Here is a 12411-nt window from a genome sequence, read left to right on the forward strand (position 1 = left end):
GAAAGGCGCGCATAATATTACGGTCAGGGCCAAAATTGCTCAGAAATGAACGCGAGGCCCACATGCTCCGCTCACTCATGGTCGTCGTGGCCGGCCTGTTACCCGCCCTCCTCACAGCCCCCACCGCCGAAGCCGCTGCCGTCGCCGATTGTGCGAGCCCGGCGGTGGAGACGTTCGGGCCGGCGTCGGTCACCGGCGCGATCGTCGGCGCCGTCGTCCACGAAGGACACGCCTACGTCGTCGAACGCGGACCCAAGCCGCCCGTGCTGGCGGAGATCGACCTGGCCACCCGCAAGGTCGTCAGGAGCGTCACGCTCCCCGACGGCCCGGCGGCGGGTGAGGCGGAGGGTGGCTGGGCCACCGCCGTGTCCGGCGGCAAGATCTATGTCGGTACGTACCCGGTCCCCGACCTCTACAGCTTCGACCCGGCGACGGGTGAGGTGAAGCGCCTGTACTCGTTCGGGAAGAACGGCGGTTTCGTCTGGAGCCTGACCTCGGCGCCCGACGGCACCCTCTACGCGGGGACGTACCCGGACGGCAAGGTCTGGGAGTACGTGCCCAGCACCGGCGCGGTCCGGAACTTCGGCGTACTGGCGCCCGGTGAGCGTTACGTCAGGGCCATCGCCGCGGACGCCGACCACGTCTACGCCGGCCTGCTCGACAAGGCCCAGCTCATGTCGATCGACCGGGCCACCGGCACGGCCACGCGGCTCGCCACCGGCCCCACGGGATTCGGCGCCGTCGCGGAGCACGGCGACCGCGTGTACGCGGCCAGCGGCGGGACCCTCATCGACGTGCGCAAGGACGGCACCGACCTCCGGCAGCCCGCCCTGGCGGAGGGCAGCCTCGACATGCTCACGGTGGTCGCCGACGGCACGGTCTACGCCACCACCCGCCCGGACGGCGCCGTCTACCGCTACCGGACGGGCGACGCCGCGTTCACGAAGATCGCCGACCCGCCGTCCCCCGGTGACGAGACCAGACGGCTGCAACTGCTCGACGACAACACCCTGTTCGGCGTCTCGGGCAGCGGCGGCATGTGGTGGCTCGACCTGCGTACGGGCAAGTCGGAGTTCGTGGACCTGGTCGAGGCCGGAATACCCGCCGGCGCCGAACGGCCGCAGAGCATGCTGCTCGTGCCCAACCGCGCCCTCTACATCGGCGGCCACTTCTCGATGGAGGTCCGCGACCTGCGTACGGGCGCCAAGCGCAGGTTCCGCCTGCCCGGCGAGCCCAAGGACCTGGTGCGGCGCGGCAACAAGATCTACGCGGCGATGTACCCCAGCGGGCAGATCCTCTCCATCGACATCCGCACCGACCAGGTGCGCGGGCTCGGCTACCTGGGCCACGACCAGCAGCGGCCATGGGACATCGAGTACGACCCGCTGACCGACAAGCTCCTGGTCGCCTCCGCGCCGCTCGGCGCCAAGCTGTCGGGCGCCCTGTCCGTGGTCGACCCGGACACCGGCAAGATGGACGTGTACGTGGACGTCATCCCCGGCCAGAGCCTGATGAGCCTGTCGCTGGGCGCCGGCGTCGTCTACCTGGGCGGCGACGTGCTCGGCGGCGGGGGCACTCCGCCGGTCAAGACCTCGGCGTCCGTGGCGGCCTTCGACCTGAGGAAGCGCAAGGTGATCTGGCAGGTCGATCCGGTCGCCAATTTCCGTACGTTCCAGGACATCAAGGTGCACCGCGGGCTGCTGTACGGCGTGTACAAGCGCGACTCGGGAGCCTGGATCGCGCTGGACCTGGCCACCAAGAAGGTGGTCAGCCAGGGCAAGCTCGCCGGCTACGGAGAGCTGACCGTGCATCGGGGCAAGGTGTTCGTGTCCACCTTCTTCGGCGGCGGCAACGCCTACGAACTGGGCACCGACGCCAAGCTGCTGGCCACCGGCCTGGGCGACGAGTGGTACACCAACCCCCAGCTCCACTTCGAGCCCGGCAGCTGGCGTGCCTGGGCCCTGGTGGGCCGGAACCTGGCCCGGATCAGGCTCGACCCCGGCTGCCCGCCCTTGACCATCCCGGCGACCGCTGGCTAGATTTCGGTCTGTGCCGAAATATGTGATCGATGCCCACCGGCTGATCGGTCCCGTACCGTTCGACGACCTGCCGTCGGACCCCGGGCCCGAGATGGACCGGCTGGGCATCGACCGGGCCTGTGTGACCCACACGCTCAGCCTCTACTCGGACGCGCAGGCGGGCAACGAGGCCCTCCTGCGGCTGGACGACCCCCGGCTCATCCCGGTGCCCGTCGTGGTACCCGGCGTGACGGGGGCGTCCGCGCCGACCGAACTGCACGAGGTGCTGGGGTGGAACGTCCGCATGATCAGGCTCTGTCCCGAACGCCACCGCTTCGACCTCACCGGCCCGATCGCCCTGCGCTGGCTGGCCGCGCTCGGCCTGCCTGTCGCGATCGACCTTGAGGAGACGTCGCCCGCCCAGCTCCGCACGCTGATGGAGCGACTGCCAGAGCAGCGCGTCCTCCTGCTCAACCCGGGCTACCGCCGCCTGCGCGCGGTGGCCGAACTGATGGCGGAGACCCGCCGCCTCTGGCTGGAGATCGGCACCGTCAACACCCAGGGCGGCGTCGAATGGCTCGCCCACCGATTCGGGGCGGACCGGCTGATCTTCGGCACGGGCGCGCCGATCGCCGACGACTGCGGCCCCCGCTTCCTCCTCGACCACCTCGACCTGGAGCCTTCCGCCGTCGACCTGATCGCCGCCGGCTCCCTGAGCGAGCTGATGTGACCCTTCCTCCTGAGCGGGCTGATGTGGTCCTCGACGCGCACGGTCATGTCGGCGGCTGGCCCGACTTCCTCATCCCCGATCCGTCCGCGGCGGGCCTGGTGGCCACGATGGACCGGATCGGCGTCACCGCGATGGGCATCAGCCACCTGCTCGCCGTCGGCCCGGACGCCGTACGCGGCAACCGGCTGGCCGCCGAGATCGCCGAACGCTTCCCGGGCCGGTTCGGCGTCTGGCAGGTCTACAACCCGCACCACCGCACACCCCTGACCCTGGAAGGCGTGTGGGGCGTGAAGCTGCATCCCGACGTACACCAGTGCCGTCTGGACGACCCGCTCTACGAGCCGGTGTGGGAGCTCGGCCTGCCCGTTCTCGCCCACGCCCAGACCGATTCGCCGTGGAGCGATCCCGCCCAGTTCGCCGCCATCGCCGCCCGCCATCCGGCGATGCCGCTGCTCATGGGGCACACCGGGCTCTGGGCGTACGGCTTCGCCCGCGCCGCCCGGCTGGCGGCCGACCACCCGAACCTCTACCTGGAGATCTGCGGCTCCAAGATGACCGGCCGCTGGATCGCCCGGCTCGTCGACATGATCGGGGCGGACCGGGTGGTGTTCGGGTCGGACGCCTGTTTCCTGGACCTGCGCACCGGTTTCGGCCGCATCGCCCGCGCCCCGCTCACTGACAGGGACCGCGCCCTCGTACAGGGCGGCAACCTCGCCCGCCTCCTCGCTCTCCCCCTCTGACTTGAACCGACCTCAACCCGCCAGCCCACCTTGACACACCCAAACTGCCCCGAGTCACCCCAACTCGCCAGCTCGCCCTAGTCAGCCCCAACTCACCCCGATCAGCCCGAACCGGCTGGTCAGCCCCGAAACGCCCCAATTCGCTCCAAGTCACTTCGAAAGGGACGCTCCCCGTGACACTCGCCCTCCACGGTGGTACGCCGGTCCGCTCGGCGCCCTGGCCCGCGTGGCCGCCGCCGCTCGACCCGGCCCAGCGCGCTCTCGTCACCGAGGTCCTGGAGAGCGGCCAGTGGGGCGCCACCCAGGGCGGCTCCACGGTCGCGGACCTGACCGCCGCGTTCGCCCACAGGTCCGGCGTGCCGTACGGCGTGGCGGTCGGGAACGCGACACTGGGCCTGTTCGCCGCGCTGAGAGGTCTGGGCGTGGGACGGGGCGACGAGGTGATCGTTCCGGCCTACACCTTCGTCGCCTCGGCCACGGCGGTGCTCCTGGCCGGTGCCACGCCCGTGATCGTCGACGTGAACCCGGTGGACCTGCACCTGTCACCAGAGGCCGTCGAAGCGGCGCTGACGGACAAAACGGCCGCCATCATGCCCGTCCACCTGGCCGGCAGCCCCGCCGACATGGACCCGCACAACGCGCTGGCGGCCCGCCACGGCCTGGTCGTGGTCGAGGACACCGCCCAGGCGCACGGCGCGACCTACAAGGACCGCCCGGTCGGCGGCCTGGGCGACGCCGGGGTGTACAGCTTCCAGGCGAGCAAGGCCCTGACGGCGGGCGAGGGTGGCCTGATCGTCTGCCGCGACGAGTCCGCGTACGAGGCGATCTGGTCGGTCTGCAACCTCGGCCGCAGACTCGGCGGTCAGTGGTACGGCCACCCGTCGGTCGGCTGGAACCTCCGGCTCACCGAGATCCAGGCCGCCCTCCTGCTGCCCTGGCTCGACCGCCTCGACGCCGAGATCGACCGCCGCGAGGCCTTCTGCGCCGCCGTCGAACGCGAACTGACCGCCGGGCGAGGTGCGGCGCACAGCGGTGAATCGGTGGTTGCGGGTTCGGTGAGTGTGGTTCCGCGGCCGCCTGGTACCACCCGGGACTCTCGGCACCTGCTCATGCTCCGCTTCCACGAGCCGGTGGACCGGGAGTTCCTGCTGGCCGCGATGGCCGCCGAGGGGGTGCCGCTCGAAGGCGGGTACCCGCCGCTCGGGACGATGGCGGCGCTCACCCGGGAGGGTGCTCGGGCGGAGCCGTGCCCGGCCGCCGAGGCGGCGGCTCGGGAGGTGGTCTGGGTCCGGCAGTCGATGCTCATGGACGATCCCCGCCACGCCACCCACCTGACCGAGGCCCTGGCCAAGGTACTGGCCGCCATGCCGCGACACGGATCTACTTTGTAAAGGCGCGCCGCCGCGACTATGGCACCATGCACTGCATGGGACCGTCACGGATCCTCGCCGTACGACACGGCGAAAGCGAGGCGAACGCCGCCTACCGGGAGGCGGGCGACACGCCGCTCGTCTACGAGCGCGGCGATGACGAGGTGACCCTGACGGCCCTGGGGCGGCGGCAGGCCGGGGCGCTCGGGCAGTTGCTGGGGGCGCTGCCGGAGGAGGAGGCGCCCGAGGTCGTGTGGTGCTCGCCCTACACGCGTGCGCTCGACACCTGGGCGAGCGCCTCCGAGGTGTGGCGGACGTTGCCGGTCACGACGGACGAGCGGCTCAGGGATCGGGAGCGGGGGATGCTCGCTCTGTACAACGAGGCGGAGATCGGGCGGCGCCATCCCGAGGAGCTGGCGCGCCAGCGGGCGGCGGGGGACTACGACTATCGGCCGCCGGGCGGTGAGTCGGTGGGTGATGTGGCGGTCCGGGTACGGGCGGCGGTCGGTGACCTGGGCGCCGGGGCCGAGGGGCGGCGGGTGCTGATCGTCGCGCACGACACGGTGGTGCTGGCCCTGCGGCATGTGATCGCCGAGACGCCCGACGCCGACCTGGCCGCCATGGATGAGTTCGCGCCGGTGCTCAACGCGTCCGTCTCGACGTGGCGGGCGCTGGACGGCCGTCTTGAGCTGCTGTCCTTCAATGACGTCGACCACCTGCGGTCCTTATAGCGACCTCAACCACTTTTGATGAGATCGGCCCGACCTCGCGTGTCGTCGGCGTCGAACCAGGCCTGCTCCGTGGCGAACCACACGCGCCACCGCGGTTCCAGCTCCGGCCCGTCGCGCTTGATCACCCGGCGCAGCCGCACCTCTTCGGGGGCCTCCACCCAGATGGTGAACGCCAGCAGATGGGCCGCCGATCGGCGGGCCGTGCCCACGCCTTCGATGATCAGGACCGGTGCGGCAGGGACCGTGATCAGGTCCGTGTATTCGCCGCGTACCCAGTCATAACGGCGGAACGCGCCCGGGAGTCCGCGCTGGAGCGGGCGGAGTACCTGTGTGTCGAGGGCGTCGAACCAGCCGCCGGGGCCCTCGTCCCACGGGACCGGGAAGTCGTCGCTGTGCACCACCTGGCAGCCGAGTTCGGCGGCCAGTTCGCCGGCGAACGTGGTCTTGCCCGACCCGGCGGGGCCGTCGACGGCGACCAGCCGGACCGGCCCGCACGACGGATCGAGCGCCTGGATGCGGCGGGCGGGCGATTCCACGGCTCCCAGGGTAGGTGAAGGAGACACGAAGCCTGAAAGACTACTCTTTCGCCACGAACGCAATTCTGGAGGCTGACCTTGCCCGGACCCCTTGGTGACATCGTGGTGCTGGATCTGTCCAGGGCCTTGGCGGGCCCGCACGCCGCTCAGATGCTCGGCGATCTCGGCGCCCGGGTGATCAAGGTGGAGCATCCGGACGGAGGAGACGAGTCCCGGGGCTGGGGGCCGCCCTTCGTCGGGCCGGATCACGATATTTCCACTTATTTTCTGGCGGCGAACCGCAACAAGCAGTCCATCGCCATCGACCTGAAGTCCGCCGACGGCAAACAGCTCGTCGAGCGCCTGGTACGCCAGAGCGACGTGCTCATCGAGAACTTCCGTACCGGCGTGCTCGACCGCCTCGGCTTCTCCGTCGAGCGGCTGCACGAGCTCAACCCGCGCCTGGTCATCCTGTCGATCACCGGCTTCGGCCACGACGGGCCCGAGGGCGGCCGGCCGGGCTACGACCAGATCGCCCAGGGCGAGGCCGGCCTGATGTCGCTGACGGGCCCCTCGCGCGACGAGCCGTACCGTGTGGGCGCGTCCATCGCCGACCTGCTCGCGGGCATCCACGGCGCGTACGGCGTGACCGGGGCCCTGTACGAGCGCGAGCGGACCGGCCGGGGTCGGGTGGTGCGTACCTCGCTGCTGGCCGCCGTCACCGGTGTGCACTCCTACCACGGCACGGCGTGGACCGTGGGCGGCCAGGTGCCCGGCGCCAACGGCAACCACCACGCCTCGATCGCCCCCTACGGTGCCTTCCATTGCGCCGATGGGATGCTGCAGATCGCGGCGGCCAACGACGGCCAGTGGAAGAAGGTGGCCGCCCTACTGGGCATAGACCCAGATGTGGCTAAATATGCGACGAACAGGGAGCGATTCGCGCACCGGGATGAGCTGATCGCCGACATGGAGAAGGCTCTGGCCGCGCACGACCGCGGCCACTGGCTGGCCAGGCTCGGCGAGGCGGGAGTGCCCGCGGGCGCGATCCGCTCGATCGACGAGGTCTACACCTGGGACCAGACCCGCTCGCAGGGCCTGGTGATCGAGGTGGACCATCCCGTACTCGGCCGAATCGAACTGCCAGGCCCGCCGCTGCGCTTCGAAGACGGCCCCGAAGAGAGTGCCACCGAGGTGACGCACATCGCGCCGCCCGCCCTGGGCCAGGACGGCGACGCCGTGCTCAGCTGGCTGGAAGAGCGCGAGGGGTGATGCGAATCCGATGGCACCGGCGGGCGCTCTGGTGCGTCAACATTCCAACATCGCCGGTTAGTAGGGAGCCATGGTGAGCCGTCCGGACGCGCGCACACTGATCGAAACGGTCCTCGACGCGGGATCGTGGAAGTCGTGGGACGCGCCGCCCGCCGATCCGGTGGCGCCGGGCTCCTCCTATGCCGACGAGCTGGCCGCGGCCCGCGCCAAGTCCGGCTACGACGAGTCCGTCGTCACCGGTGAGGGCCTGCTGGACGGGCGCCGGGTGGCCGTGGTGGTCTCCGAGTTCTCGTTCATGGCCGGGTCGATCGGGGTGGCGGCGGCCGAGCGGGTCGTCGCCGCGGCAGAGCGGGCCACCCGTGAGCGGCTGCCGTTGCTGGCCGCGCCCGCCTCGGGCGGCACCCGGATGCAGGAGGGCGCGCTCGCGTTCGTGCAGATGGTGAAGATCACCGCCGCGGTGCAGGCGCATCGCGGGGCGGGCCTGCCGTTCGTGGTGTATTTGCGGCATCCGACGACCGGTGGGGTGTTCGCGTCGTGGGGCTCGCTCGGGCATGTCACGGCCGCGGAGCCGGGAGCGTTGATCGGGTTCCTGGGGCCGCGGGTGTTCGAGTCGTTGCACGGTTATCCGTTCCCCGAAGGCGTACAGGTGGCGGAGAACCTGCACGAGCACGGGCTGGTCGACGCCGTGGTGTCGGCCGACGACGCGCGGGAGGTGGCGATCAGGGCGCTGTCGGTGCTGTGCGCCGAACGTACCGGGCTGGTCGCCGGCGAGCCGCCCGAGGAGGACCTGCGGCCGGTGGAGGCGTGGGAGGCGATCACCCGCTCGCGCCGCGACGACCGTCCCGGCGCGCGCACGCTGCTCAAGCTGGCCGCCACCGACGTCACCCCGCTCACCGGCAACGGCGCGGGCGAGAACGAGCCGGGCCTGCTGCTGGCGCTGGCGCGGTTCGGCAGCGCGCCGGCCGTCGTGCTCGGCCAGGACCGGCGCCGGGCGCGGCCCAGTTCGCCGCTCGGCCCCGGCGGGCTGCGGATGGCCAGGCGCGGTATGCGGCTGGCCGCCGAGCTGGGGTTGCCCCTGGTCACCGTGATCGACACGGCGGGCGCGGCGCTGTCGAAGGCGGCCGAGGAGGGCGGGCTGGCCGCGGAGATCGCCCGCTGCCTGGCCGACCTGGTCATGCTCGACGCGCCGACGGTGTGCCTGCTGCTCGGCGAGGGCGCGGGCGGCGCGGCGCTGGCCCTGCTGCCCGCCGACCGGGTGCTGTGCGCGCAGCACGCGTGGCTGTCGCCGCTGCCACCGGAGGGCGCCTCGGCGATCCTCTACCGCAGTGTGGACTTCGCGCCGGAGATCGCCCAGCAGCAGCGGGTGCGGGCCACCGACCTGCGGCGTGACGGGATCGTCGACCGGGTGATCCCGGAGGTGCCCGACGCCGCGTACGAGCCGCGCGCGTTCTGCGAGCGGGTGGGACGGGCGCTGGAGTACGAGATCGCCGGGCTGCTGGCACGGAGCCCGGCGGACCGTCGAGCGGCCCGCCAGGCCCGCTACCGCAACCTGGGCGGCTAGCCTGGCGGACCGTTACCGGCGACCTGGGCGCTTAACGCGGCTCCTTCGGCTCGTACGTCCAGAGCACGCCCCCGTCGGCGCCGTAGCCGGTGAACCGCATGCCCGGCCAGGACAGCCCCTGGTTGCCGACCGCCTTCGGCACCGGCCCGGCGAACAACAGCACGCCCTGGTCCCAGGGATCGGGCACCGTGCTCGCGGTGAGGCGCCCGCCGCCCTTGAGCGTGACGTCGACCTTGGCCGTGCCAGGCACGGTGAAGCCGTACCACTCCTCCCGGCCTCCTGCCCATTGCAGCGGAAGCTCCGGGACGGCGATCATGTCACTCAGCTTGCCGCCTGGGGCGGGCTGGAAGGAGCCGGGCTGTTCCTTGCCGTCCTTCCACCACTTGACGCACGTGCCGTCGTGCAGGTTGGCGGTGAGCCCCCCGGGGAAGACGTGGCCGGCGTCGAGGGGCTTCTTGTCCTCCCAGCACCAGCCGCGCCGCGTCAGGTCGACCTGTTCGATTTGCTTGCCTCGCACCTTGTACGCGAAGGCGCGCACTTTCGCGTCGCGCGGGTACCTGACCCACCACACGGGCGCGGGCAGGTCCTTGCCGCGCGTCAGGGTGGCGGGCAGGCGGCGTCCGTCCTCCAGCACCGCGTCGATGGACAGCCAGTCGTCCTGGGCCGCGCCGAAGGCGACGACGCTGCCCGGCAGCGGCAGGTAGGTCTCCACCCGGCTGCTGGAGAAGCCATCGGACGGCGATTCGGGCCGCACCCTGGCGCAACCACGCTGATCCCCGCCGTTGGAGCCGGTGCCACCGGTGGCGCACAGCTGCAGGTTGTCCTCGTAGGGGTATTTGCCGAACGAGAGCCGTACCGGTCCCTTGCTGAAGTCGTCGGTTCCGGGGACGGTGATGGGCTCGCCGGTCCGCTTGAAGTTCGACTCCGGCGACGAGGTGCGGCGTGGCTGGTCTTCGCGCCAGAGCTGCTTGCCCGCGGCGTCGTAGCCCGCCCACCAGCCGCCGAGGGTCCAGTCGTCCGGGTGCAGGCGCTCGGCGGTGAACAGGTTGAGGTCGAGGTTCCACGGATCGGGGATGCCCTGCATGGTGATCGGGGCGTCGGAGCCGACCGCCATCTGGATCTTGACGGTGTCCCTCTTCGTGGCGGTGTAGATGAGTCCGTCCTCGTAATGGATCATGGGCGCCTTGGCCGTCATCGGATCCTTCAGGTCGAGGTTGACCCAGCCGAGCTCCTTGGTCCCGCGGAACCAGAACACACTGCGGCCCTGGACCTTGTCGTCGTAGGGGCGCACCGTGACCTCGCCGGGCAGTCGCATCGGCTGGCCGATCGGTGTGTGCCTGCTGCTCTCGCCTGCGAGGCGCTTGGGCGACGTGTCCGACCCTCGCCTGCCGCGCGCGTCGACGAACTCCACCCTGGACACCTTGTCGCCGGCTGACAGCGCCAGCGTCCAGATGATCATCGGGGCGCCCTCGGACCGGTGCACGGTCGCGTCGACGCGCCGGCCGTCCGCCAGCACGGCGGTGACCTTCGCCACGTCGTTGTCGGCCACGCCGTAGTCCACGTAGGCGGACGGGGTGTCGGCGCGGGTGGAGCCCTCGTACATGCCGCTGCGTTCAAAGATCTCGGCCGTGCGCAGGTCGTGGCAGGAGCCGTACGGATCGCCGTCCGCCGGGACGGCGACGAAGCACACTTCGGGGACGCCGAGTGGGTCCCGGGCGAACCACAGGCGCAGCGGCTTGCCCCGAGCCGGGTCGTCCACCACGACCTGCTCCCCGGCCGCCGTCTTGCCCTCCATGAGCTGCTTGTAGACCGTGTCGGGGTCGCCCGCGCTGTTCCGGCCCAGACCCCCGTTGAGCAGGATGGGGACGAAGACGGCGAGCAGCGCGATGGGCAGGGCGGCGAGCAGCCACCGCCCGCGCGGCGCCGGCGAGGGAGTGCGGCGCTGGACCTTGAGCCAGGCGTTCGGATCGGCCTCGTAGGTCTGGGCGCGGGCTTCGAGTGCCGCCCGCAGGCGTGCTTCCAGGTCGCTCACTGGTCCTCCTCCTTCAGCGCCTTGCCCAGCGCGGCCAGGGCCCTGCTGGCGTGGGTCTTGACCGAACCCGTCGAGACGCCCATGACGTCGGCGATCTCGCGTTCGGACAGGTCGAGCCAGTAGCGCAGGACGAGGGCCTCGCGCTGCCTGCGCGGGAGGCGGTCGAGCGCCGCGAGCAGTTCGCGGTGCTCCTCGGCGACGATCACCGCGTGCTCGCTGCTGCGTTCATGCTCGGGAGGATCGGGGCGGCGCAGCCGGACCAGCCTGAGGTGGCGCAGGCGGTTGCGGGTGAGGTTGCAGACGATCGTACGCAGGTACGACACGGTCGCCCCGTCGTCGCGCAGCCGTCTGATGTGCAGCCGGGAGAACGCCTCCTGGGCGATGTCCTCCGGGTCGTCGGCGCCGAGCAGGCCCGCCAGCCGTACCAGGGGGTGGTAGTGGGCGGCGAACAGCTCGGCGAATGACGGCTGCGCCATGGTGGAGGAGTCGATCACAGTACAGAGACACCCAAGACGGGCGTCGGTTGACTAGGGGACGGGAATCCGTTCGACGCGGATCGAGAAGACCTCCTCACGGGGCACCACGACCTCGTAGGCGCCGTGGTCGACCATCCAGTAACCGAGCGCCTCCGCCTTCATGCCGCTGTGGCCGGTGTAGGCGATGTGCAGGCCGTCGTCGTCCTCGTCGAGCACGATGCACGGCTCGCCGCCGAACGCACCGACCGTGCGGATCAGCACCAGCCAGTCGAGCTCGGCGCGGCCGACCGTGCGCCGCCAGTAGCCGGAGCCCGGCTCGAACCCGTCGAGCTCCTCCTCGCTGAACAGCACCACTTGGTCGCTGTCGGGGCCGAGCGCGGCGGGCAGCGTGCGCTCGGCGAACCGCGCGACAAAGCCGGCGGCCACGGGGGTGATGTCGTCACTCATGCGGCGGGCCGCCAGGTGAGCCCGTCGTAGGCGGCGAACGGCCGCTCCTGTTCGGGGGTGATGTGCACGATCTCCGCCCCCGCGGGGATGGGGATCGGCGTGGTGTGGAACTGCGGGACCACGTGCTCGCGCGAGGTGGTGAACCCGTTTCCGGCGAACGGCGGCGCGTCGCTCCAGTCACCGCCCATATGCGGTCCGTACGGAACGGCGTAGGTGTCGGCGTCGCGGGCGTACCAGCGCATGACATAGAGCTCGGGCACGTCGGCCGTCAGCTCCGATCCCTCGAACGAAAGGTCGAGTCCGTAGTAGAGCTGTCTGGGGGTCGTCAGCCGGACGCAGTCCTGAAGCCGGTAGACGTAGCCGGAGATGACCGTGCGTTTACCCGATAGGTATGGCACGAGCAGACGCGGCGGGACGACCTTCTGCATCTGCGTTCTGCTCACTGTTCTACTTTACCGAAGGTCCGCAGAAAGCCTCGGCCTGAAGGACTCCGTTGCCTTATTCGGTGGTGGGTCATGT

At 71.1% G+C, this 12411-nt stretch carries 12 protein-coding genes; 7 read left to right on the forward strand and 5 right to left on the reverse strand.

Going from position 1 to position 12411, the window contains the following annotated elements:
* The first annotated feature begins 62 nt into the window (after positions 1-62).
* The 5 genes from AB0L53_RS15070 to AB0L53_RS15090 all read left to right on the forward strand — a co-directional run bounded on the left by AB0L53_RS15070 (position 63) and on the right by AB0L53_RS15090 (position 5589).
* Positions 63-2039 (forward strand): hypothetical protein, encoded by a 1977-nt coding sequence (locus tag AB0L53_RS15070; RefSeq protein WP_363993410.1) that lies wholly within the window; start codon positions 63-65, stop codon positions 2037-2039.
* Between the two features lie 10 nt (positions 2040-2049).
* Positions 2050-2748, forward strand: coding sequence for an amidohydrolase family protein (locus AB0L53_RS15075; protein WP_363993411.1), 699 nt, complete (start codon positions 2050-2052; stop codon positions 2746-2748).
* Positions 2745-3488: an amidohydrolase family protein gene (locus AB0L53_RS15080; protein WP_363993412.1), complete on the forward strand. Its 744-nt coding sequence runs from the start codon at positions 2745-2747 to the stop codon at positions 3486-3488. The genes AB0L53_RS15075 and AB0L53_RS15080 overlap by 4 nt, the downstream gene beginning before the upstream one ends.
* 173 nt (positions 3489-3661) lie before the next feature.
* Positions 3662-4879, forward strand: coding sequence for a DegT/DnrJ/EryC1/StrS family aminotransferase (locus AB0L53_RS15085; protein WP_363993413.1), 1218 nt, complete (start codon positions 3662-3664; stop codon positions 4877-4879).
* A gap of 35 nt (positions 4880-4914) precedes the next feature.
* Entirely contained in the window at positions 4915-5589 is a 675-nt protein-coding gene (locus tag AB0L53_RS15090) for a histidine phosphatase family protein (protein WP_363993414.1), read from the forward strand.
* Positions 5590-5594: 5 nt separating this feature from the next.
* Here AB0L53_RS15090 and AB0L53_RS15095 read toward each other — a convergent pair whose 3' ends face one another.
* Entirely contained in the window at positions 5595-6125 is a 531-nt protein-coding gene (locus AB0L53_RS15095; protein ID WP_363993415.1) for an AAA family ATPase, read from the reverse strand.
* A 78-nt stretch (positions 6126-6203) separates the two neighbouring features.
* Here AB0L53_RS15095 and AB0L53_RS15100 point away from each other — a divergent pair, with 78 nt between their 5' ends.
* Positions 6204-7376 carry a CoA transferase gene (locus AB0L53_RS15100; RefSeq protein WP_363993416.1) on the forward strand — a complete coding sequence of 391 codons (1173 nt, stop codon included), beginning with the start codon at positions 6204-6206 and terminating at the stop codon, positions 7374-7376.
* 70 nt (positions 7377-7446) lie between these two features.
* Positions 7447-8937, forward strand: coding sequence for a carboxyl transferase domain-containing protein (locus AB0L53_RS15105; RefSeq protein WP_357941260.1), 1491 nt, complete (start codon positions 7447-7449; stop codon positions 8935-8937).
* A gap of 31 nt (positions 8938-8968) precedes the next feature.
* On the opposite strand, the gene AB0L53_RS15110 is transcribed toward AB0L53_RS15105, so the two are convergent.
* The 4 genes from AB0L53_RS15110 to AB0L53_RS15125 are packed head-to-tail and all read right to left on the reverse strand — an operon-like array spanning position 8969 to position 12335.
* Positions 8969-10969 (reverse strand): hypothetical protein, encoded by a 2001-nt coding sequence (locus AB0L53_RS15110; RefSeq protein WP_363993417.1) that lies wholly within the window; start codon positions 10967-10969, stop codon positions 8969-8971.
* Positions 10966-11445: a SigE family RNA polymerase sigma factor gene (locus AB0L53_RS15115; protein ID WP_363993418.1), complete on the reverse strand. Its 480-nt coding sequence runs from the start codon at positions 11443-11445 to the stop codon at positions 10966-10968. The genes AB0L53_RS15110 and AB0L53_RS15115 overlap by 4 nt, the downstream gene beginning before the upstream one ends.
* 51 nt (positions 11446-11496) lie before the next feature.
* A complete protein-coding gene (locus tag AB0L53_RS15120) occupies positions 11497-11892 on the reverse strand; it encodes a hypothetical protein (RefSeq protein WP_357642666.1) in 396 nt (131 codons plus the stop codon).
* The gene (locus AB0L53_RS15125) at positions 11889-12335 is read right to left on the reverse strand and encodes a hypothetical protein (RefSeq protein WP_363993419.1); all 447 of its coding nucleotides are present in this window, start codon (positions 12333-12335) and stop codon (positions 11889-11891) included. The genes AB0L53_RS15120 and AB0L53_RS15125 overlap by 4 nt, the downstream gene beginning before the upstream one ends.
* Positions 12336-12411: the final 76 nt, after the last annotated feature.

The sequence above is a fragment of the Nonomuraea sp. NPDC052129 genome, from assembly GCF_040680095.1.
Taxonomy (GTDB): Bacteria; Actinomycetota; Actinomycetes; order Streptosporangiales; family Streptosporangiaceae; genus Nonomuraea.

Coding starts and splice junctions, on each gene's coding strand:
- AB0L53_RS15120 (WP_357642666.1), bottom strand. CDS start 11,892: ATGAGTGACGACATCACCCCCGTGGCCGCCGGCTTTGTCGCGCGGTTC.
- AB0L53_RS15090 (WP_363993414.1), top strand. CDS start 4,915: ATGGGACCGTCACGGATCCTCGCCGTACGACACGGCGAAAGCGAGGCG.
- AB0L53_RS15105 (WP_357941260.1), top strand. CDS start 7,447: ATGGTGAGCCGTCCGGACGCGCGCACACTGATCGAAACGGTCCTCGAC.
- AB0L53_RS15115 (WP_363993418.1), bottom strand. CDS start 11,445: ATGGCGCAGCCGTCATTCGCCGAGCTGTTCGCCGCCCACTACCACCCC.
- AB0L53_RS15070 (WP_363993410.1), top strand. CDS start 63: ATGCTCCGCTCACTCATGGTCGTCGTGGCCGGCCTGTTACCCGCCCTC.